Consider the following 20052-nt stretch of genomic DNA (forward strand, 5'->3'; position numbering starts at 1 on the left):
CCCCGAGCTCGTCGGCAGCGCTGCGGTTGACGTAGGACGTCGACCCGCCGTGCCAGGTCACCGGCACCACCCGATGTTGCCGTGGCGGTTCTTCACCACGTTGATCTCGGCCGCGGCGCGCTCGGCCTGCCAAGCATGGCGCCCGACAAGTGACGGCAGACCGCATGGCCGACCACGCGCGGATGCAGTTGGCGGAGCTTCGCTCGCTGCGTGGCCCGCTGATCGAACTGCGCGCCGCCGCCCACGCCTCGCTGACCGCCCGTGACCTGTCCGACCAGATCGCCGCCGACGAATGGCTGGCGCGCGATCTGGCCGCGTGCGAACCCACCGACACCGATAGCAACCGCAAGGCCGTGGACGGCCTCTGCGTGGAGGAAAGCACCCACGAGTGAGCGCCTTCGCATCGCCTGGGCAGCCGTTGCTCTGGTCGCCGCCGTGGTCGTGCCGCTGAGCATTGCCGAGATCGTGCAGGCGCACGCCGATCGCGACGCGACCCCGCAGCGCTGGGCGACCACCAGCAGCGTGCGCGGCTGACCGCTCCCCCTTCCCGCCGGCGCGGCCGGCTCCTACGAGAAGCACCACCGATGTTCCAACTCGATCAACACGATGCGGTGTTCCCGCATCTGAACCTGCGGAAGGAAAAGCACGGCGACGACGACGCGGCCGCTGCGGACCTGAAGTTCACCCTCACCGCACAGAACACGATCCTCGACACGATCGATCCCAACATCGTACGGGCGTTCTGGAAGAAGGCCGAGAAGAGCCAGCAGCAGTCGCTGCCGATGGAAGGCAGCACTGACCTGGTGGCGCTGAACCTGCCGCTGCTGGGCGAGCAGGACATCACCGGTAAGTTCGAAGGGTACGAGCTGAACATCGGCTCCCTGATGGACCACATCGAGCCGGTGTTCTTCGCCGACGCCAAGGTGAAAAAGATCACCTGGAAGCCGCTCGAAGGCGGCAGCGTGGCCATGGGCTTCACCGTCTCGGTGCTGCTGGACGAGAACGAAGACGCCGAGCTGATCTCCGCATGGCGCCGCGGTGATGTGCGCCTGTGGGAAGACATCAACGCGGCCATCAAGCCGGTGCTGCAGGGGTTCGGCTTCGCCCTGTCGTTCCGCACGAAGACGCGGGATCAGATGGTCGAGGTAACCGGCGTCCTGGCGCACAGGGGTGACCACAGCGAGCAGACCGAGATCCACCTGCCGGCGGACACCAGCGGTTCGAAGAACGGCGTGCAGTCGGTCGGGTCCAGCGTGATCTACGGAAAGCGCTACGCCGCCAGTGCCCTGCTGAACCTGACCACCCAAGGCGAGGACGACGATGGCCTGCTGGGCGGGCAAAAGCTCGACGACAAGGCCATGAACTGGATCGACGTGGCCAACGAGCTGGAACACCCCGATGCCTACCAGACGAAGCGCCAGGAGCTACTGAAGGACTACGGCGGAGCGGCCAACCTGCCGACCGAGGTGCGCAACGCCTTCAACGGGGCCAGGGCCCGCGTCACACCGAAGGACTGACCCATGAAGATCCTGGACGTCGAGCAGGGTTCTCCGGAGTGGTACGCCGCGCGGCTCGGCGTTCCAACGGCCAGCGAGTTCTGCAGCATCATCACCCCTAAGCGCGGTGAGTACGCAACTGCCGCTGACACCTACATCAACCAGCTGATCGACGAGCTGATGCGGCCGCAGGCGGCTGAGTCGTTCGGCGGCAACCGGTACACGCAGCGCGCTAAGGATTTGGAACCGGATGCGCGCGAGTTCTACGCGTTCGAGAAGGACGTGGTGCCGCAGCAGGTCGGTTTCATCCTCAACGACGCCGGCACGCTCGGGTGCAGACCTGACAGCCTGGTGGAGGCTGATGGCGGGCTGGAAATCAAATGCCCGGATGGCCCCACCCACGTGAAGTGGCTGCGCGCCGGTGGCGTCCCCGACGAACACAAACCCCAGGTGCATGGATCGCTGATTATCACCGGCCGCACCTGGTGGGATTTCATGTCCTACTGCCCGGGCTACGACGCCCTGATCGTGCGCGTGTACCGCGACGGCTTCACCGACAAGCTGCAGGGCCACCTCGACCGGTTCCTGCGTGAGTACCACGCAGCGCGTGCGCCGTTCGGCCTGCAGGTAGCTGCATGAAAGGCCTCAACTACGACTATCCCCACGTCGGGACAAGGCGCGGCGGCAGCAACCGCGCGCGCCAGTTCGATCACGTGATTGAGGGTAAGCGCGTCACCACCATGGAAGTGGCCGAGGCGCTGGGTCTGACGAAGAAGCAGGCCGCGGCGCGCCTGAAGCTGGGCCCGTTCCCGTTGACCTGGGCCGGCCTGCGCGAAGATCCTGCGGCATGAAGACCTGCACGAAGTGCGTGGCCCGGCTGCCGCTGAGGTTCTTCCCCCCCCATCAACGGCAAGGCCATCGCTCCATGCGCACAGCCTGCGCGACAACTTGGATTACGCCCAAATCGCAGCACGGATGGCAGCTGCATGAACAACTCAGCTCTCCACCGATTTCATCACTGCGTCAAGTTCATCAGCCGCATGCAAACACGCTTGAGACAGTTCATCGGCAGCTGCAAGGAACGCGTTGAACGCCTTTTCCTCACTGAACTGGGAATCGATAGAGAGATAGTGCGCCGTTGCCTCAGCAAAGGGCGCTGTGCTTTCCAAGGCTTTATTGATCGCCTTGAAAGCGCCCGAAGGAAGGACATGGAGGTCGTCCAGATGCTTGGTACAACTTGTCAGCTCCGTCTGTCTTTCGACTTCGCCGAAAAAGTCGCTCTCCTCGTCGCCCTCGCCATGGTCAACGGCTGGCGCTTTCATCCCTGTGACAAGACCAAAGACGAAATAGCCGGCTCTGGTCAGCTCTGGATAGAGTTTTTGAGCGAGAAGAAACGCCTTTCGCGCATCTATTCCTTGTTCTCTTGTCTTTAGGGTCTCTGCCACCTCCAACGCTTTGGCAGCCGTGGTGTTCGCCGTTTTGCTCACCTTGAACACAGCGTAGGCGCCTACCGCTGCGATACAAACAGCGCCCCAATCAGCCACGTTTCCCCAATCCACTGCGAGCGGGCATATCGCCATCGTTTTATCCCCCTGTCCATGATGGAGCCAATTCTGCCATGACCTACATCCATCCGAACCAGAGCGTGGCCGCTCTGATCGACAGCCGGGCGGTGCAGTCGTGAGCCTGCCCTTGCACTGCCCGATTGCGCCCCAAGGTCGTCAGTTCATCCCCTTGATGGAGGTTGGACATGCGTGCGATCTACTTGGCCGGCGGCCCGAAGGATGGGACCGTCATTCATTCCGACGACTTGGCGGACATCCGGCCGCAGGAGGGCTACTCGGTGCACGGCTGGCAGGGCGCGACCGAGGCCCCCGCCTGGCAGCAGGGCGACGTCGTAATGATGGTCCACAACTCGATTACCGGCGCGCAGGAGCGCTGGGATGCCGCCGAGGAAGGCTACAGGAAGCTGATCGAGATCGATCCGGACGTCGGCGACTAAGCGCCTGGCTCCGGGGAGGGTCGGTCCATGGCTGACCCTATCTCCGAACCCACGATCTACGTAGGAGACTGCCAGGAATTGATGCGCGGCATGTCCGACAGCTCGGTCGATGCCGTCGTCACCGATCCACCCTACGGCTTGTCGTTCATGGGCAAGCGCTGGGATTACGACGTACCCAGTACCGAGATATGGGCCGAGTGCCTGCGCGTATTAGAGCCTGGCGGCCACCTGCTGGCCTTCGCCGGCACCCGCACGCAGCATCGCATGGCCGTGCGCATCGAGGATGCCGGCTTCGAGATCCGCGACATGATCGCGTGGGTCTACGGCAGCGGCTTCCCCAAGTCGCACAACGGTCCCTGGGGTGGAACTGCCTTGAAGCCCGCGCTCGAGCCGATCACCGTCGCCCGCAAGCCACTTGCCGGCACGGTGGCAGCGAACTGGCATCTGCACGGCACGGGTGGCCTGAACATCGATTCCTCCCGGATCGAAACGATCGACAAGCTCGGTGGCGGTGATCAGGCGGCCGCGCCGAAGGTCGGTCCCGATGGCTGGCACCGGCCGTGGATGCAGGACGAGCAGGCAAAGGCCGCGCACGCCGACCGTTGCAACGCAAACGTAGCGAAGGCCGAAGCGCTGGGCCGCTGACCTGCCAACCTGATCCATGATGGCAGCGAGGAAGTACTCGCGGCATTCCCTGCAGCGCCGGGACAGAAAAGCTGACCTGAGTAATGATGGGGAAAGCGCACGGCTCTCGGCCGTGTACGACGGCGGCCCGCTCCCGCGCAGCAGCGGAGGAAGCTCCAATAGCGCCAACAATGGAGCGATCGGCTTCAAGATGCGCACTGGTGCACGCCGTTTGGATAGCGGCAGCGCTGCCCGGTTCTTCTACTGTGCCAAGGCCACGCGCGAAGACCGCAACGACGGCCTCAGTTCTGGCCCGGCGCCGGCCACCGCCGCGGGAGCGACGATGCGCGATCGCGAGACTGCCAACTGGCCAGCGCGAAACGGCAACCACCACCCGACCGTGAAGCCGACGGATCTCATGCGCTACCTGTGCCGTCTGGTCACCCCAGCTGGCGGCCTGGTGCTGGACCCGTTCATGGGAAACGGTAGCACCGGCAAGGCCGCAGTACTCGAAGGCTTCCAGTTCGTCGGCATCGAGCTCGACCCCGTCTATGCCGCGATCGCCGAAGCACGCATCCGCGTTGCCCAACCTGGACTGCCTTTGGAGGCAATCGCATGAACACCGCCACCGAGCAGCTGCGCGCTGCGCTGAGCACGAACTGAAGGAGGCCACGATGGGAGCCGCTGAAAAGCTGGACATCGTCGGAAAGGACTGGCTGACCGTGGACGAGGCCGCGCACTACTGCGGCGTATCACGAAGCCAATTCGATTCGAACATCGCCGACTACGGCATCGAACCCCGAAATTTCATGGGCAAGAAGCTCTACGAGAAAGCCGCCCTCTACTCTGCAATCTACGGCTCCAGACAATGGTCAAGGTCACAATCTTCTGGCGGGACGGCGCCGCGTACCTCAACTGGCGGGAAGGCGGCAAGCGAAGCCGTGTCACCATTGGTCGCGTCAGCCCACGCGAAGCTGAAGGCGTACGAGCAGCGAAAGAAGCGGAACTGACCCATGGAGTGCGCATCCTGCCCCGGCTACCCACGGTAAGGGACTTCCTGGAGGCGTATCTGGATTGGTACAAGGCCGAGCACCCCACCACGCACGGCAAGGCAAAGAGCGAGGTCCGGCTGTTCATTGCTCGCTTCGGCCATCGACCGATCGACACCCTGCGGCCGATGGAAATGGAGTCCTACAAAACGGACCGCCTGACCAAGGACAAGGTGGCCCCGGAAACCGTAGGCAAGGAAGTACGCAGGCTGCAGGCGGCGTTCCGTCGCGGCGTGAAATGGAAGGAGCTCGACTTCAACCCACTGGAGGAAACCCAGGCACCGCGCGGGGTTCGTAGCGTGGCGGTGCGGTTCTACGACCGGGCGGCGATGCGCAAGCTGTATCGTGCCAACCCTGCCCGGGCAGCGCTGTGGCTGTTCATGGCCCACACGGGGTTGCGCCGCGGCGAGCTGGTCGGCCTGGGCAAGGATTCGGTGGCCGGACGTAGGCTCAGGGTCGAAAGCGACCCAGACGAGGATGGCCAGGGGCGCACGAAGTCGGGCAAGTGGCGCGAGGTGCCGCTGAACCGCTATGCGCGCTGGGCGCTGCGCCACCTACCCGATCCGCTGGTGGCCGTGCACAAGGACACGGTGTCCGACTGGTTCGCATCGGATGCCAAGCGGGCGGGGATCGGCGGTAGCCTGCATCGGCTACGGCACACCTTTTGCGCCCATATGGTCATTGCGGGAGTGCCGCTGCGACGGGTGCAGATCCTGGCCGGACACGCTGATTACGCCACGACCGAGAAGTACTACGCCCATCTGACGCCCGAAGGCGACGATGGCGCCGTGGCGAAGCTCAGGTACTGATCGGGGCCACTGGGACCGCTGGGACCAAATCCTGTGGATATGCGGGAAACAGTGGGAATTGCACGCCACTGAGTCTACCTAAGTCATTGATTATGGTGACCCCGGCCCGATTCGAACGGGCGACCTTCCCCTTAGGAGGGGGACGCTCTATCCAGCTGAGCTACGGGGCCATGCAGCCGCCAAGTTTACAGGCAAGCCGCCCTGCCCTCCAAGCATTCATCTGCCACACCGCTGCCACTGGCGCGGCGCACCATGGCGGTTCCGGTCGCTCTGCTACCATCGGCGGCTCAGTTCGTCGCGCCCCCACCTGCCCGCGACGGCACCAAACACAACGTAACGAAACACAGGAGTCTGCATGTCTTCCGAGCTGCTCAAGTCCCTTGGTCTGGACGCGATCAACGCTGGCACCTACCTGGGCAACGGGGAGTGGTCGAGCGCTACCGGCGGTGAACTGATCACCCCGATCAACCCGACCACCGGCGAGCCGATCGCGCAGGTCCGCGCCACCACCGAAGACGAGTACGAAACCGTCATCGCGCGCGCCCAGGAAGCCTTCAAGGTCTGGCGCACCACCCCGGCCCCGCGTCGCGGTGAAGCCGTGCGCCTGTGTGGCGAAGCGCTGCGCAAGCACAAGGACGCCCTGGGTTCGCTGGTCGCGCTGGAAATGGGCAAGAGCAAGCCGGAAGGCGACGGTGAAGTGCAGGAGATGATCGACATCGCCGACTTCGCCGTGGGCCAGAGCCGCATGCTGTACGGCTACACCATGCATTCCGAGCGCCCCGGCCACCGCATGTACGAGCAGTACCAGCCGCTCGGCCTGGTCGGCATCATCAGCGCGTTCAACTTCCCGGTCGCGGTGTGGGCATGGAACTCGTTCCTGGCCACCATCTGCGGCGACATCTGCCTGTGGAAGCCGTCCAACAAGACCCCGCTGACCGCCATCGCCTCCATGCGCATCTGCAATGAAGCGCTGCGTGATGCCGGTTTCCCGGACCTGTTCTTCCTGATCAACGACGCCGGCACCGCGCTGTCGGAAAAGATGGTGGCTGACAAGCGCGTACCGCTGATCAGCTTCACCGGTTCGACCCAGGTTGGCCGCACGGTCGCCGAGAAGGTCGCGAATCGCCTCGGCCGCTGCCTGCTGGAACTGGGCGGCAACAACGCGATCATCCTCGACGAAACCGCCGACCTGAAGCTGGCCATCCCCGGCATCGTGTTCGGTGCGGTCGGCACCGCCGGCCAGCGCTGCACCACCACCCGTCGCCTGATCGTGCACGAATCCATCCATGACGACGTGCTGGCCACGCTGGTCAAGGCGTACAAGCAGGTGGAGGGCAAGATCGGCGATCCGACCGACCCGGCCAACCTGATGGGCCCGCTGAACAGCGACGGCGCCGTGCAGCAGTTCCTGGCATCCATCGAAAAGGCCAAGGCCAGCGGCGGCACCATCGAAACCGGCGGTACGCGTATCGACCGCGCCGGCAACTTCGTGCTGCCGGCCATCGTCACCGGCCTGAAGAACAGCGATGAAGTGGTGCAGCACGAAACCTTCGCGCCGATCCTGTACGTGATGAAGTACAGCACGCTGGACGAAGCCATCGACATGCAGAACGGCGTGCCGCAGGGCCTGTCGTCCTCGATCTTCACCACCAACCTGAAGACCGCCGAGCGCTTCCTGTCGGCAGCCGGTTCGGACTGTGGCATCGCCAACGTCAACATCGGCACCTCGGGCGCGGAAATCGGTGGCGCCTTCGGTGGCGAGAAGGACACCGGCGGCGGCCGTGAGTCCGGTTCGGATGCATGGAAGGTCTACATGCGCCGCCAGACCAACACCATCAACTATTCGGATTCGCTGCCGCTGGCCCAGGGCATCAAGTTCGACCTGTGATGGCAGAGACCGCGTCCCTGCGCGACGGTCGGCCGGTGATCGATTTCACCGGCCGCCGGGTGTTGATCGCCGGCGGCAGCAAGGGCATCGGTCGCGAACTAGCGCTGGCATTCGCCCGCGCCGGTGCGCGGGTTTCGGCCTGCGCCCGCGGCCAGGCCGGGCTCGATGCCCTGCTGGCTGATGCGCAGGCGCAGGGCACGGAACTGCACGCCTTCGCCGCCGATCTGGGTGATCCCACCCAGATCAGCGCCTGGCTGCAGGCCGCCGCCGACACGTTCGGCGGCATCGATGTGCTGGTCAACAATGCCACCGGCTACGGCATGGCCGACGACGAAGACGGCTGGGCCGCCAGCCTGCAGATCGACCTGATGGCTGCCGTCCGCGCCTCGCGCCTTGCATTGCCATGGCTGCGCGCTTCGTCCGATGCCTGCATCCTCAACCTTTCCTCGATCGCCGCGCAGCAGCCGCGCCCCGGCGGTGCACCGTACGCGGCCGCCAAGGCCGCGCTCTCGCACTACACCACCTCGCAGGCCCTGGCACTGGCGCCGGACCGGATCCGGGTCAACGCCATCGCACCGGGCTCGATCGAATTTGCCGATGGCCTCTGGGATCGACGTCGTGTCGACGATCCGGCGCTGTACCACGGCACCCTGGCGAAGATTCCGTTCGGCCGCTTCGGGCAGCCGCGCGAGATCGCCGATGCTGCGCTGTTCCTGTGCTCGCCGCTGGCGCGCTGGATCACCGGCCACGTGCTCAACGTCGATGGCGGCCAGGTATTGATGGGCTGAATCTGTAGAGCCGAGCCCACGCTCGGCTTGCGCGCGCAGCGCGGGCGATGCCATGCCAGCCGAAGCGTCAGCCGAGCACGGGCTCGGCTCTGCAGGGCACTGCCCATGGGATTGCCGGTGCAGAGGCACTATCATGTCGGCACTGCCACGGAGGACTCGATGAGCGTGCCACCCCGACAGAGCAACGCCCTGGCCGTGGTCAGCCTGATCGCGGGCATCTGCAGCTGGACCGTGCTGCCGGGTGTCGCCGCCGTCGTCGCCATCATCACCGGGCACCTGGCCCGCGCCGAGATCCGCCGCCGCGCCGGCGAACAGGACGGCGATGGCATGGCCCTGGCCGGGCTGATCATGGGCTGGCTGAACATCCTCGCTGCGGTGGGACTGGTGGCCATCCTGATCTTCGCGATGGTGGCCGCTGGCGCCGACGCCAAACCTGGACTGCGCTGGTGAAAGCACGATGACCTCGCCCGACAGCACTGAACGCTTCAGCAGCCGCGTCGCGGACTATGTCCGCTACCGCCCCGACTATCCGGCCGCGCTGATGGACTGGCTGCATGGCCCGATGGCCGTGGCACCCAGCGCGCGGGTTGCCGACGTCGGCGCGGGCACCGGCATCTCCAGCCGGCAGTTCCTGGCTGCCGGCCATCCACTGATCGCCGTCGAGCCCAATGCGGCGATGCGCGCCGCCGCCGAACACTGGCTGGCCCCGCAGTATCCGCAGTTCTCCGCCGTCGATGGCCGTGCAGAGGCCACCGGCCTGGCCGATGCCAGCGTTGATCTGGTCAGTGCCGCACAGGCCTTCCACTGGTTCGACACCGTGGCCGTGCGCGCCGAGTGGCAGCGCATCCTGCGCCCGGGCGGCCTGGCGCTGATCTACTGGAATTCGCGCCTGCTCGACGCCAGCCCGTTCCTGGTCGGCTACGAACAACTGCTGCTGGACTACGGCACCGACTACACCGCCGTGGCCGAACGCTACCAGGACGACGCCACCATGCAGGCCTGGTTCGGAAGCGGCCTGCGCGGCATGGTGCAGCTGCCGAACGTGCAGCACCTGGACCTGGACGCCCTGAGCGGGCGTCTGCTGTCTTCTTCCTACGCCCCGCAGCCCGGCCATCCCCGCCACGCGCCGATGCTGGCTGCGCTGCAGGACCTGTTCGCCGCCCACGCGGTCGACGGCCAGGTCGCTTTTGAATATCGAACCCGAGCCTTCCTCGGCACGCTGGACTGAAACCTACGCATGTATTCGCTTGCCCGCCCCTTCCTGTTCTCGCTCGACGCCGAACGCGCCCACGGTCTTGGCCTGTCCGCTCTGGACCTGGCCTATCGCACCGGCACCACGCCGCTGGTGGCCGCACGCATCGCGCCGATGCCCAGCACGGTGTTCGGGCTGACGTTCCCCAATCCGGTCGGCCTTGCTGCCGGCCTGGACAAGAATGGCGAGCACATCGATGCGCTGTTCGCGCTGGGCTTCGGCTTCGTCGAGATCGGCACGATCACGCCGCGACCGCAGGCCGGCAACCCGAAGCCGCGCCTGTTCCGGCTGCCGGCGCACAACGCGATCATCAACCGCATGGGCTTCAACAACGCGGGCGTGGATGCACTGGTGCGCAACGTCGAACGCGCGCGCAACCGGCGCGGCCTGCTCGGCATCAACATCGGCAAGAACAAGGACACCCCCAACGAACAGGCCGCCGATGACTACATCGCCTGCATGGACAAGGTGTACCCGCTGGCCGACTACATCACCGTCAACATTTCCTCGCCCAATACCGCCGGCCTGCGCGAACTGCAGGAAGAGACCGCGCTGCGGCAGCTGGTCAGCCAGCTGCGCGAGCGCCAGGAGGCGCTGGCCGCACAGCATGGCCGGCGCGTGCCGATGCTGGTGAAGGTGGCCCCGGACCTCAGCGAGCGTGATATCGATGCCGCCGCGCGTGTGCTGGGCGAACTGCAGGTGGACGGCGTGATTGCCACCAATACCACCATCGACCACAGCCGGGTTGCCGGCGATCCGCTGGCCAATGAAGCCGGCGGGCTTTCCGGCGCCCCGGTGCTGGAGCAATCCACCCTGGTGCTGCGCCGCCTGCGCGCGCGCCTGCCCGAATCGGTGCCGCTGGTCGGTGTCGGCGGCATCCTGTCCGGTGCCGACGCCGTGGCCAAGATGGCCGCCGGTGCGGCGCTGGTGCAGTGCTACAGCGGCCTGATCTTCAAGGGTCCAGCGCTGGTCGCCGATTGTGTAGAGGCGATCCGGCGCCGACGCGAGGCGCCCAGCCGTGGCGCGGTGGCACCGCTGTGAGTACACCCATGGACGACATCGACAACACGACAGCCCCGCTGCGCTGGACCCTCACCCGCAACGCACCGCTGCAGGCCCTGAACACCTTCCACGTGCAGGCCAGCGCCGCGCAGTTGCTGGAACTGCACGATGCCGCGCTGCTGCCGGAGGTGCTGGCCCTGCCGGACGTGGCCAATGGCCCGCTGCTGGTGCTCGGCAGCGGCAGCAACGTGCTGATCGCCGACGATCTGCCCGGCACCGTGCTGGTGTTCGGCAACCGCGAAATCAGCTTCCTTGAACATCGCGCCGACCACGCCGTGATCCGCGCTGGAGCCGGCGTGTCCTGGCACGGGCTGGTGATGTGGTCGCTGCAGGAAGGCCTGTCCGGGTTGGAGAACCTGGCCCTGATTCCCGGCACGGCCGGCGCATCGCCAATCCAGAACATCGGTGCCTATGGCGCGCAGGTCGGCGAGTTCATCCAGACCGTGGAGGCTTGGGACTGCCTGGAAAAGACCTGGGTGCGGCTGGACAACGAACAGTGCGGCTTTGCCTACCGCGACAGCGTGTTCAAGCAGCAGCCGGACCGTTACCTGATCACCGCCATTGAACTGAAGCTGCCACTGCTGCATGACCTGCGCATGGGTTACGCCGGCATCCGCGAGGAACTGCAGTCGCAGGGCGTGGAACTGCCAGGCGCGGTGGACGTCGCCAATGCAGTGATCGCGATCCGCCGCCGCAAGCTGCCCGATCCCGACGTGTTGGGCAACGCAGGCAGCTTCTTCAAGAACCCGGTGCTGCCGCTGGAACAGGTGGAGGTGCTGCTGCAGCACTTCCCCGAGCTGCCGGTATTCCCGGCAGACCGTGACGACCGCCGCAAGGTCTCGGCGGCATGGATGATCGAATCCTGCGGTTGGAAAGGCTTCCGCGAAGGTGATGCCGGTGTTGCGCCCAGCCATGCGCTGGTTCTGGTCAACCACGGCAATGCCACCGGCACCGAACTGCTGGCGCTGGCGCGGCGGATCTCTGCCTCGGTACTGGAGAAATTCGGCGTACCGATCGAACCGGAGCCCCGCCTGCTCGGCGCACAGTGGTGAGCACGCCCGCCCTACCCGCCAGCGCCACCCCGTTGCGGGCGGCGCTGCTGATGCTTGGCAGTACGATGGCCTTCGGCCTGATGGCGGTGGCGATCCGCTATGCCACACGCTACGTGCCCACCCAGGAAGTAGCGTTCTTCCGCAATGCCTTCGGCCTGCTTGCGCTGCTGCCGATGCTGCTGCGCCCGGGCCATGCGCCGCTGAAGACCCAGCAGCTACCGCGCTATTTCGTGCGCAGCGCGATCGGCCTGGGCTCGATGCTGTGCGCGTTCTGGGCGTTGGGCCACCTGCCACTGGCGCAGGCGGTTTCGCTGTCCTATTCGACCCCGTTGTTCGTCACCATCGCAGCGGTGCTGTGGCTGGGCGAGACGGTGCGCGTACGGCGCTGGGCGGCGGTGGTGGTCGGCTTCATCGGCGTGCTGGTGATCGTGCGGCCAGGCACCGCCGGCTTCACGTCCGGCAGCCTGATCGCCGTGGCCGCCGCCGTGCTCAGCTCACTGGTGGCCATCCAGATCAAGCAGCTCACCCGCATCGACAGCGCTGACACCGTGGTGCTCTACACCTACGTGTTCTGGGTGCCGCTGTCACTGATACCGGCGTTGTTCGTCTGGGTCTGGCCCACAGGCATCGCCTGGGTGTGGTTGCTGGCCACCGGCGTACTCGGCACCATCGGCCAGTTGCTGTGGACACGTGCATTGCGCTTGGGCGAAGTCTCCGCGCTGACCCCGATCAGCTTCCTGCAGCTGCCGCTGGTGACCCTGTGCGGCTGGCTGCTGTTCGCCGAGACGGTTGATCGCTGGACGATCATTGGCGCCGGCATCATCCTCGCCGCCAACGCCTACATCGCCCATCGCGAAGCGGTGCTGTCACGGCGCGCGGCGAGCGTCGCCGCAAGCGCGGCCGCCAAGCCGGCAGAGTAAGGGGTCCGGCCGGGCTGCGCCCGGCACCCGCAGAGGCCAGAGCAACTGCAACAGCCGAAGCAACTTCAACAGCGGCATTCCGTGGGATGGCGGGGTGGTGTCGGAGTGCGGGGACGCCGTAAACCCATCCGTGGGGGCTTGGCCGCGGCATCCATGCCGCGGACACCCCGCACTCCGACACCACCCCACCTCTGACAGATCTCCGCGATCGGGTAGATCCACGCCATGCGTGGATGAATCTCCATCGAGATCGAATATCTCGACAATTGATTGAAGAGCATCCACGCATGGCGTGGATCTACGTGTCGACCAAGGTCGACACCCACCAAGAGCAGGCCGCGCCATTCCGACAGATCGCGAAAATCTGTCGAAGGCGGGGTGGGTCCGGTTGCGGGGGTGTAAGCGCCATGGATGGCGCGCCCAAGCCTCCATGGATGGATTCACGGCGTCCCCCGCAACCGGACGCACCCCGCCATCCCACGGAAAGCCCGCTGTTGCTGTTGCTTCGGCTGTTGCTGTTGCTTCGGCAGTTGCTGTTGCTTCGGCTGTTGCAGTTGCTTCGGCCTCTGCAGGTGCCGGGCGCAGCCCGGCCGAACCCCTACAGCACCCGATACGCGCGTTCGGCCGCATCGAATACATTGCCCGGCGCGAACTGCTCGCCCAGGTAATGCAGTGCTTGCCGATGCTGCTGCAACGAGCGCTGCGCCGCGCCAGGGCCCAGCAGCATCTGCTCAAACTCGATCAGATCCTGCAGGATGCGCCAGTGGCGGTACCACGCAATCCAGCGCGGATCACCGAGGTCATCGCCATATCCCTCGGCGAAGCCCAGCGGATGCTCACGCCCCCAGCGACCTCCCACCGCAGCACCGACAAACATCAGGTCGCGCTCGCGCGGAGCCAGCGCCAGCCCGTCCCAGTCGATCAGATGCAGCGCGTCATCCTGCCCCATCAGCAGGTTGCCGGCATGCAGGTCGGTGTGACACACGCATAGCGCGGGCGCTTCGTCCTGCAGCTCGCGTCGCAGTGCTTCAGCACGCTGGTGCAGTTCGGCAACGCGCGGCCGCTGCTGCTGCCACAGGGCCAGGAACGCGCCGCCGGATCGATCCTGCGCCTGCGCCAGCGTTGAAGGGTCCTGCAACCACGCCCCCACCGTATCGACCGCTGCGGTTTCAAGCCGCAGCGTCGGCAACGCTTGGCGCAGCGCCGAGGGAAGCTCGGCCTCATGCAGGCGGCGCAGCACTTCGCCCAGCTGGCGCCATTGTGCACGGCTCAACGGCGCCTCGAAGCCCGACTGCCCTTCGATGTACGGGAACAGCGTGAACTGCAGGCCCCAGCGCTGCACTGAGGCGCCGCCGGTCAATGCCGGCCAGGGCGCGACGATCTCTTCGATGCCCAACGTGCCGCGCAGCCACTGCAGGCTGTCCCAGACCGCAGGCGCAACCTGGAAGTTGCGGCACTTCAACCACCAGTGGTCGTGCCTGGCATCGATGCGGAAGACGCACGCGTTGGCGTCGGCGCCCACTGGACGCGGCACCACCGCCGTCGCGTTGATGTCGTAGGACTGCTGCAGGACTTCAACGATCTGCTGCGCCGAAGCGAAGGACATGGATGCAAACGTGCTCTGGTGACGACACCTACTATCGCAGATGGACTTGCATCCGCACAGGTAAACGGGTCACAACATCGGTGTCCTGCGACGAAATAACTAGCCGGCGACACGCCGCATCACCGCTTCCAGCGGACCGCGCGCAAACTGCCACGACCACAACCAGGCCGCCGCCGTAGCCAGCATCACGAACAGCAACGCGGCCATCAACACCCACGACAGGCTGGCGCTGCCATCAAGCAGACCAAGCGATTCCAGCACGCCCATGCCAATCAGGATGTGCGCCACGTACAGGCTCAGCGTCATCCGTCCGGCCGCAGTGAACGGCTCCAGCCAATCACCGGAACGCAGCCGCACCAGACACAGGCAGGCAGCAATCAATGCACTCGCTGCGCCTGCGCCGGTCAGCAGGTAGGCCGGACCGGGCGGCATCGGCTGCGTGGCCAGCCACGCCTGCCACGCCGTACCGTGGCCCCACTGCTGCAACACCTGCCCAGCGCCCATCAACAGCAGGCCCAGCAGCAGCAATGCGCGCTGCACCCGTGGCTGCGACAGCGGCAGCCGCGCCAGCAGCATGCCCAGCAGGAAGAAGCACAGCCACGGCAACACGGGATGGAAACCGTTGAACAGCAGGTTGCGCATCGCACCCGGCCATTGCCACAGACCCTCATAAGCCAACGTCTGCCAGTTCCAGCCCTGGCTGTAGTCCCAGCGCAGCAGGGCCCAGAACGAGACCATCGCCAGAGCAACCATGCTGCCCAGCAGAACACGCGGCGAAGCACGTAGCCACAGCACTGCCACCGCGAAATACACCGCGTAGTAGTGCAGGATGTCGGCGGGAAACACGGTCAGGTTGAGCAGGCCGAGTACAGCCAGGAACACGGCCCGTCGCCAGGTCTGCACGCTCGCCTGCCACCACGTTTGTCGCTGCGTGGCCAGCATCAACCCCACCCCGGCGAGCGTCACGAAGGTTGCTGAGGCCTTGCCTTCCAGCAGGTGGAAGAATCCCGCAAGCCAGCCGCCGCCGTCGGCCTCGACCGCCATCGCCAGACGGAAATTGACCAGCACCATGCCGGCCAGCGCGAGGTAGCGCGCGAGGTCCAGCCCATGCAGCCGTTGATCGTCACCGCTCACGAACGGCTTCCAAGCAGCGCTGCCAGCAGGCCAGGATCAAGCACGTCGGCATCCGCAGCGCGCACCTCGCCCAACCCCTGCCGCAGCGCATCGCTTTCGATCGCATCCAGCAATACCTGCGCCTGCAGCGTCGCCGCCAGTGCAGGGCGGCGGCGCTCACGCCGTGCAACCTGTTGCAAGGCCTCGGCCAGGGTTCGTTGCAGCTGCGCGCGGTTGCCCGCAAATGCCGCCGCCACCGCCGGATTGCGCGCACTCTCCGCCAGGACCTCCACACTCAGCAGCGCCCATTCCGGCTGCCGGCACAAGGCGTGGAACGCGTGCAGGACTACCTGCACCTGCGCCCTTTCGCCATTGCAGGCCTCCAGCTGTTGCAACAACGGTTGCAGCTCATCCTGCTCGGCCTCGGCGACTGCCAGGATCAGCGCCTCCTTGCCGGGGAAGTGGTTGTAGAGATTGCCCAGGCTGACCCCGGCCGCCTGCGCGATGTCGCGCATGCTGGTCTGGTGGAAGCCCTTCACCACGAAGCACTGCAGGGCAGCCTGCAGGATCTGCGAGGCGCGCTGCTCATTGCGGTCGGTTCGGTTCATGTCGCAAACAATGAACGAACGTTCGTCCATTTTACAGGGCCGCCAATGCCCTCGGCCAGTTGCCGTTCAGGCCGCTGCGCTTGACCTCAACCGCAGTTGAGGGCCGATCCTGCCGCGTCCTGCAGCGCCTGTGCACTTCGCATGCTTCTAGAAGAATTCGTCCAGCAGCCGGTAGAACGCCAGTCGATCTTCATCGGCACGCATGCCATAACGGGCCAACAGTGGCGCGACCCAACGGGTGTCATCGTAGTTGTCGACCAGGCTGCGCGCGGCCAACGCCAGGTCCTGGCAACGATCAGCCACGCCCAGCCTGCCGCAATCGATGAAACCACTGAAGCGCCCGTCGACCGCCAGCAGATTCGGCAGGCACGCATCGCCGTGCGCGACCACCAGATCCTCGTCCGCCGGACGGCCTGCAAGCAGTTCGGCGTACACCTGCTCCGCGCTCTGGCCCAGGCGTTCATCGTCGAAATCATCCGCATCGACCTGTCCTGCGGCAACGCGCGCGGCCACCGCAGGCAAACGCACTGCAAGGCGATGGTCGAACGGACAGCCGGCGACCGGCAGCGCATGCAGCGCCCGCAGCGCGTCGGCCAGCAGCACGACCACCTGTGCAGGCTCCAGCGTCGGCGACGATGCCAGGTCATGGCCGGGCAAGGCGCTCATCAGCAGCCAGCGGCGACCGCCCTCCTCGACCGTATCCAGCACCGTGGGCACCGGCTGTCCCTGCGCCTGCAGCCAGCGCAGCCGCAGGATTTCGCCGTCCAGTTCGCTGAAGGCGTCGATCACTTCCGATTTCAGGAACGCATCCGGCAACCCCTGACGTTGCACCCGCGCCACATCCGCGCGCGACACGCCGATGCTCTGCATCTCGATATCCGCATCGCGCAGCATGCTGTGCCACTGCGAAGGCAAGGGCATGCCTTCACCATTGCCCGATCCTGTTTCCATCTGCACCGCTCCGGCCCCGGCCATACCCTGGATTCTCTCCGAAGCGGACACTTCACAGCAAAGGACATCGCATGAAACTCATGATCATCGGCGCCAGCAAAGGCCTCGGCCGCGCCTTCGTGGAAGGACTCGGCCAACCCGGTGATACCGTCGTCGGCGTATCGCGCTCGCGGCCCACGCAGCTGGACTGCAACGAAGGCGTCGACCTGCAGTGGATAGAGGCAGACCTGAGCCAGCCCGTGCATGCGGCCGCCAGCATCGCGGACCAGGCACCGCCCGATCTCGACGTGCTCATCCACAATCTCGGCATCTGGGAGGAGACCGCATTCAGTGACGACTACGATTTCCTCAACGAACGTGACACCGCGCTGGCGCAGCTGGTGGACGTCAACATCACCGCCACCCTGCTGCTGCTCAAGCGGCTGCTGCCGCGCCTGCTGGGTGGACGCCGCCCGCAGCTGGTGCTGACCGGCTCGACTTCGGCACTGCCGCGTAGCGGCCGCCCCGAGGTGGCCTTTGGCGCGTCCAAGTTCGCCCTCAACGGCATCGCCGATGCCCTGCGCGAGGGCTTCCGCCAGCAGCGGCTGGCCGTGACGACGCTGCAGCTGGGCTACCTCAATACCGACGATGCACTCTCGGCCCCCCTGCTGCAGGCGGCCGCACGTGGCAATGGCGAGTACGTACCGGTGCACGATGTGGTGTCGATGGTGCGTGCCCTCCTGCAGCTGTCGCCCTCCAGCTTCGTCCGCGAGCTGGTGCTGCCGGCCATCGCCGATACGCGCTACTAGCCGCGGCACGCCCCGCACGCCATGGTTTGGCCGCACATGCGGCCCTGGTTTACCCTGCAGGCCTCTGGCAGTTGGCCGCACACAGGACCGGCTATGGCTATGGATGCGCTATCACGGGTTTCGGCCCGGATCCTGGACAGCGCCCTGCCCAGCCTGCCGCTGTACCTGCTGCAGGCCACCGCGGTGATCGGCATGATCGGCGTGTTCCTGATCGCCACCCGCCGCCAAGGTCAAGCCATCGAAGGGCGCCGCGTTTACATCGGCGCGATTCTCGGCCTGATCTATCTGTTCAATTCCTGGTGCGTGGCCGGCTATGCGCAGGGCGTGGTCAAGCTCAACCTCGGCATCGACATCCTGCTGATCAGCGGCCTGCTGGGCGGCTGGCGCGGCGGCGTGACCTGCCTGCTGGCCAGCCTGCTGGCGCGCTACCAGTTCTCCGGCACCCAGTACTTCCTGCCCGCCAGCCTGGAAGCGGCGCTGCAGGTGCTCGCCGGCATCTGGCTGCGTGGGCGGATCCATGCGCGCATGCTCACCCAGCTGTCGCTGCGGTTGATCCTGCAGGCCTGGGCGGTGCGCATCGCAGTAACCCTGCTGGGCCTGGCGCTGGGCGTGGCGATCATCGGCAGCGCGCAGCTGCCCTTGCTGGAACTGGCCACCCAACGCGTCATGGCGCTGCCGGTGTCACTGCTGGTGCTGGCGGCGGTGTTCGCACTGGTCTACAACGACGCGCAGATCGATGCCCAGCGCCAACGCGAACATGCCTGGATGCGCATTGACCCGATCAGTGGTCTACCCAACCTGCGCGCTCTGGACGAGCGTCTGCAGCGCCATTGGCGCAGCAGCGATGACCACGGCAATGCGTGCCTGATCGTGACTGAGATGGGCAACCTGCAGGATCTGCTGCTGCGCTACGGCCCCCTGAATGACAGTGGCGTGTGGAATGCGCACAACGCCGAGACCGTACGCCGCACCCTGCTGCACGCACGCCCGACCGGCACGACGGAGGTCTATCAGTTCGGTGACAGCGCGCTGGCGATCCTGCTGTTCGATGCAAGCCTTGCCGACCTCCGCGCGGATGCCGAGCTGCCCGCGCTGGCCGACCACCTGTCCGCGGTGATCGGTGACGACTGGCCGGGCTTCCGCCCGGTGTTCCGCTGTGCGGTGGTCGAGCTGACGGCGCCCACGCAGGACGACAGCTCCATCCCGTTCCGCGCCGTCACCCTGGCCTTGAACACGATCGACTCCGGCGTGGTGTTCTTTGACGATCCGATCCAGCGCGACAGTGAAGTGGATGCGCTGATCGAGACCGCGCTGGACCACTGGCTGCAGCACGCCGATGCACCGCTGTACTACCAGCCCAAGTTCCGCCTGCATGATCGCCACCTGGTCGGCGCCGAAGCGCTGTTGCGGATGCGCGATGGCGAGGGTCACCTGATTGCGCCGATGCGGGTGGTTTCCCTGCTGCGCCGCCGCGGCCGCCTGGCCGAACTGGAATGGGCCACGCTGCAGGCGGCCACCGCCTTCCTTGGCCACTGCAGGGATGACGGGCACACGCTGACGATCGCGGTGAACGTGTCCGCCGAATCGCTGCGCCAACCCGGCTTTGGCGCCCGACTGTGCACCTTGCTGGAGCAGCAACGCATACCCGGCGCGATGCTGCGGCTGGAGATCGTCGAGTGGACCGAGATCGTCGAGCGCGACGTCGTCGACGCCAACGTCGTGGTTCTGCTGGCTGCTGGCATGAGCCTGTCACTGGACGACTTCGGCGCCGGCTATTCGACCCTGATCCTGCTGTCGCAGCTGTCGGTGGCCGAGGTCAAGATCGAACGGGCGCTGATCGCCACGCTGTCCGATGCGAAGTCGCAGTCCATCGTCCGCTTCATCGTGGAAGTGGCGCACCGCTGTGGTGCCATCGTCGTCGCCGAAGGCACCGAAACCACGGCACAGGAACTCCTGCTGCGTGCGCTGGGAGTGGATGTCGGCCAGGGCTATCTGTACGCACACGCCCTGCCGCCGGACCAGTTCCGGCAGCTGGCATGAGCGT

23 protein-coding genes and 1 tRNA gene are annotated in these 20052 nt (G+C 66.0%); 18 read left to right on the forward strand and 6 right to left on the reverse strand.

The genetic code is table 11. The features are described from left to right. Window positions 1–164: 164 nt before the first annotated feature. From HUT07_RS10495 to HUT07_RS10515, 4 genes are all read left to right on the forward strand, one after another. Window positions 165–392, forward strand: coding sequence for a hypothetical protein (locus HUT07_RS10495; RefSeq protein WP_176019165.1), 228 nt, complete (start codon window positions 165–167; stop codon window positions 390–392). Window positions 393–584: 192 nt separating this feature from the next. Further along, window positions 585–1517, forward strand: a complete 933-nt coding sequence (locus tag HUT07_RS10505; protein WP_217706638.1) for an ERF family protein — start codon at window positions 585–587, stop codon at window positions 1515–1517. 3 nt (window positions 1518–1520) lie between these two features. Beyond that, complete coding sequence (locus tag HUT07_RS10510) at window positions 1521–2135, forward strand: lambda exonuclease family protein (protein WP_176020900.1); 615 nt, start codon at window positions 1521–1523, stop codon at window positions 2133–2135. Further along, window positions 2132–2347, forward strand: a complete 216-nt coding sequence (locus tag HUT07_RS10515; protein ID WP_176020901.1) for a hypothetical protein — start codon at window positions 2132–2134, stop codon at window positions 2345–2347. The genes HUT07_RS10510 and HUT07_RS10515 overlap by 4 nt, the downstream gene beginning before the upstream one ends. 144 nt (window positions 2348–2491) lie before the next feature. Here HUT07_RS10515 and HUT07_RS10520 read toward each other — a convergent pair whose 3' ends face one another. Further along, entirely contained in the window at window positions 2492–3040 is a 549-nt protein-coding gene (locus HUT07_RS10520; RefSeq protein ID WP_176020903.1) for a hypothetical protein, read from the reverse strand. Window positions 3041–3246: 206 nt separating this feature from the next. Here HUT07_RS10520 and HUT07_RS10525 point away from each other — a divergent pair, with 206 nt between their 5' ends. The 5 genes from HUT07_RS10525 to HUT07_RS10540 all read left to right on the forward strand — a co-directional run bounded on the left by HUT07_RS10525 (window position 3247) and on the right by HUT07_RS10540 (window position 5980). Beyond that, window positions 3247–3498, forward strand: a complete 252-nt coding sequence (locus tag HUT07_RS10525; protein ID WP_176020904.1) for a hypothetical protein — start codon at window positions 3247–3249, stop codon at window positions 3496–3498. A 90-nt stretch (window positions 3499–3588) separates the two neighbouring features. After that, window positions 3589–4143 carry a DNA methyltransferase gene (locus HUT07_RS10530; protein WP_217706639.1) on the forward strand — a complete coding sequence of 185 codons (555 nt, stop codon included), beginning with the start codon at window positions 3589–3591 and terminating at the stop codon, window positions 4141–4143. 19 nt (window positions 4144–4162) lie between these two features. Then, window positions 4163–4741, forward strand: coding sequence for a site-specific DNA-methyltransferase (locus HUT07_RS10535; protein WP_254898846.1), 579 nt, complete (start codon window positions 4163–4165; stop codon window positions 4739–4741). Between the two features lie 55 nt (window positions 4742–4796). Then, complete coding sequence (locus HUT07_RS20440; protein ID WP_254898847.1) at window positions 4797–5132, forward strand: hypothetical protein; 336 nt, start codon at window positions 4797–4799, stop codon at window positions 5130–5132. An 8-nt stretch (window positions 5133–5140) separates the two neighbouring features. Continuing rightward, window positions 5141–5980, forward strand: a complete 840-nt coding sequence (locus tag HUT07_RS10540) for a tyrosine-type recombinase/integrase (RefSeq protein WP_254898848.1) — start codon at window positions 5141–5143, stop codon at window positions 5978–5980. A 93-nt stretch (window positions 5981–6073) separates the two neighbouring features. On the opposite strand, the gene HUT07_RS10545 is transcribed toward HUT07_RS10540, so the two are convergent. Continuing rightward, window positions 6074–6150: transfer RNA gene (locus HUT07_RS10545), tRNA-Arg, on the reverse strand. Window positions 6151–6335: 185 nt separating this feature from the next. On the opposite strand from HUT07_RS10545, the gene HUT07_RS10550 reads away from it, so the two are divergent. The 7 genes from HUT07_RS10550 to HUT07_RS10580 all read left to right on the forward strand — a co-directional run bounded on the left by HUT07_RS10550 (window position 6336) and on the right by HUT07_RS10580 (window position 12942). Continuing rightward, entirely contained in the window at window positions 6336–7868 is a 1533-nt protein-coding gene (locus tag HUT07_RS10550) for an aldehyde dehydrogenase family protein (RefSeq protein ID WP_176020908.1), read from the forward strand. After that, window positions 7868–8656: an SDR family NAD(P)-dependent oxidoreductase gene (locus tag HUT07_RS10555; RefSeq protein ID WP_176020909.1), complete on the forward strand. Its 789-nt coding sequence runs from the start codon at window positions 7868–7870 to the stop codon at window positions 8654–8656. The genes HUT07_RS10550 and HUT07_RS10555 overlap by 1 nt, the downstream gene beginning before the upstream one ends. 159 nt (window positions 8657–8815) lie before the next feature. After that, window positions 8816–9106: a DUF4190 domain-containing protein gene (locus HUT07_RS10560; RefSeq protein ID WP_108265039.1), complete on the forward strand. Its 291-nt coding sequence runs from the start codon at window positions 8816–8818 to the stop codon at window positions 9104–9106. A 7-nt stretch (window positions 9107–9113) separates the two neighbouring features. Further along, window positions 9114–9884, forward strand: a complete 771-nt coding sequence (locus tag HUT07_RS10565; protein WP_176020911.1) for a class I SAM-dependent methyltransferase — start codon at window positions 9114–9116, stop codon at window positions 9882–9884. Window positions 9885–9893: 9 nt separating this feature from the next. Continuing rightward, a complete protein-coding gene (locus HUT07_RS10570) occupies window positions 9894–10949 on the forward strand; it encodes a quinone-dependent dihydroorotate dehydrogenase (RefSeq protein ID WP_033830956.1) in 1056 nt (351 codons plus the stop codon). A gap of 8 nt (window positions 10950–10957) precedes the next feature. After that, the gene (murB, locus tag HUT07_RS10575) at window positions 10958–12022 is read left to right on the forward strand and encodes a UDP-N-acetylmuramate dehydrogenase (protein WP_176020912.1); all 1065 of its coding nucleotides are present in this window, start codon (window positions 10958–10960) and stop codon (window positions 12020–12022) included. 32 nt (window positions 12023–12054) lie between these two features. Continuing rightward, a complete protein-coding gene (locus tag HUT07_RS10580) occupies window positions 12055–12942 on the forward strand; it encodes a DMT family transporter (RefSeq protein WP_303246019.1) in 888 nt (295 codons plus the stop codon). Between the two features lie 598 nt (window positions 12943–13540). On the opposite strand, the gene HUT07_RS10585 is transcribed toward HUT07_RS10580, so the two are convergent. From HUT07_RS10585 to HUT07_RS10600, 4 genes are all read right to left on the reverse strand, one after another. Beyond that, the gene (locus HUT07_RS10585) at window positions 13541–14548 is read right to left on the reverse strand and encodes an aminoglycoside phosphotransferase family protein (RefSeq protein ID WP_176020914.1); all 1008 of its coding nucleotides are present in this window, start codon (window positions 14546–14548) and stop codon (window positions 13541–13543) included. Between the two features lie 99 nt (window positions 14549–14647). Continuing rightward, the gene (locus HUT07_RS10590; RefSeq protein WP_176020916.1) at window positions 14648–15682 is read right to left on the reverse strand and encodes a DUF418 domain-containing protein; all 1035 of its coding nucleotides are present in this window, start codon (window positions 15680–15682) and stop codon (window positions 14648–14650) included. Then, window positions 15679–16269 (reverse strand): TetR/AcrR family transcriptional regulator, encoded by a 591-nt coding sequence (locus HUT07_RS10595; protein WP_176020918.1) that lies wholly within the window; start codon window positions 16267–16269, stop codon window positions 15679–15681. The genes HUT07_RS10590 and HUT07_RS10595 overlap by 4 nt, the downstream gene beginning before the upstream one ends. Window positions 16270–16416: 147 nt before the next feature. Then, window positions 16417–17220, reverse strand: a complete 804-nt coding sequence (locus HUT07_RS10600) for an APH(3')-II family aminoglycoside O-phosphotransferase (protein WP_176020920.1) — start codon at window positions 17218–17220, stop codon at window positions 16417–16419. A 71-nt stretch (window positions 17221–17291) separates the two neighbouring features. Between HUT07_RS10600 and HUT07_RS10605 the strand changes: the two genes are divergently transcribed. Beyond that, window positions 17292–18008: an SDR family oxidoreductase gene (locus tag HUT07_RS10605; RefSeq protein WP_176020921.1), complete on the forward strand. Its 717-nt coding sequence runs from the start codon at window positions 17292–17294 to the stop codon at window positions 18006–18008. Between the two features lie 99 nt (window positions 18009–18107). Beyond that, window positions 18108–20048 carry an EAL domain-containing protein gene (locus HUT07_RS10610; RefSeq protein WP_176020922.1) on the forward strand — a complete coding sequence of 647 codons (1941 nt, stop codon included), beginning with the start codon at window positions 18108–18110 and terminating at the stop codon, window positions 20046–20048. The last annotated feature ends 4 nt before the right edge of the window (window positions 20049–20052 follow it).

Source organism: Stenotrophomonas sp. NA06056 (assembly GCF_013364355.1).
Lineage (GTDB): Bacteria > Pseudomonadota > Gammaproteobacteria > Xanthomonadales > Xanthomonadaceae > Stenotrophomonas.

Bases quoted from the DNA above. Each gene is read 5' to 3' on its own strand.
- HUT07_RS10530 (WP_217706639.1), top strand. From the start codon at position 3,589: ATGTCCGACAGCTCGGTCGATGCCGTCGTCACCGATCCACCCTACGGC.
- HUT07_RS10600 (WP_176020920.1), bottom strand. From the start codon at position 17,220: ATGGAAACAGGATCGGGCAATGGTGAAGGCATGCCCTTGCCTTCGCAG.
- murB (WP_176020912.1), top strand. From the start codon at position 10,958: ATGGACGACATCGACAACACGACAGCCCCGCTGCGCTGGACCCTCACC.
- HUT07_RS10585 (WP_176020914.1), bottom strand. From the start codon at position 14,548: ATGTCCTTCGCTTCGGCGCAGCAGATCGTTGAAGTCCTGCAGCAGTCC.
- HUT07_RS10515 (WP_176020901.1), top strand. From the start codon at position 2,132: ATGAAAGGCCTCAACTACGACTATCCCCACGTCGGGACAAGGCGCGGC.
- HUT07_RS10560 (WP_108265039.1), top strand. From the start codon at position 8,816: ATGAGCGTGCCACCCCGACAGAGCAACGCCCTGGCCGTGGTCAGCCTG.
- HUT07_RS10565 (WP_176020911.1), top strand. From the start codon at position 9,114: ATGACCTCGCCCGACAGCACTGAACGCTTCAGCAGCCGCGTCGCGGAC.
- HUT07_RS10595 (WP_176020918.1), bottom strand. From the start codon at position 16,269: ATGAACCGAACCGACCGCAATGAGCAGCGCGCCTCGCAGATCCTGCAG.
- HUT07_RS10550 (WP_176020908.1), top strand. From the start codon at position 6,336: ATGTCTTCCGAGCTGCTCAAGTCCCTTGGTCTGGACGCGATCAACGCT.
- HUT07_RS10555 (WP_176020909.1), top strand. From the start codon at position 7,868: ATGGCAGAGACCGCGTCCCTGCGCGACGGTCGGCCGGTGATCGATTTC.
- HUT07_RS10535 (WP_254898846.1), top strand. From the start codon at position 4,163: ATGGCAGCGAGGAAGTACTCGCGGCATTCCCTGCAGCGCCGGGACAGA.
- HUT07_RS10605 (WP_176020921.1), top strand. From the start codon at position 17,292: ATGAAACTCATGATCATCGGCGCCAGCAAAGGCCTCGGCCGCGCCTTC.
- HUT07_RS10610 (WP_176020922.1), top strand. From the start codon at position 18,108: ATGGATGCGCTATCACGGGTTTCGGCCCGGATCCTGGACAGCGCCCTG.
- HUT07_RS10495 (WP_176019165.1), top strand. From the start codon at position 165: ATGGCCGACCACGCGCGGATGCAGTTGGCGGAGCTTCGCTCGCTGCGT.
- HUT07_RS10525 (WP_176020904.1), top strand. From the start codon at position 3,247: ATGCGTGCGATCTACTTGGCCGGCGGCCCGAAGGATGGGACCGTCATT.
- HUT07_RS20440 (WP_254898847.1), top strand. From the start codon at position 4,797: ATGGGAGCCGCTGAAAAGCTGGACATCGTCGGAAAGGACTGGCTGACC.
- HUT07_RS10505 (WP_217706638.1), top strand. From the start codon at position 585: ATGTTCCAACTCGATCAACACGATGCGGTGTTCCCGCATCTGAACCTG.
- HUT07_RS10570 (WP_033830956.1), top strand. From the start codon at position 9,894: ATGTATTCGCTTGCCCGCCCCTTCCTGTTCTCGCTCGACGCCGAACGC.
- HUT07_RS10510 (WP_176020900.1), top strand. From the start codon at position 1,521: ATGAAGATCCTGGACGTCGAGCAGGGTTCTCCGGAGTGGTACGCCGCG.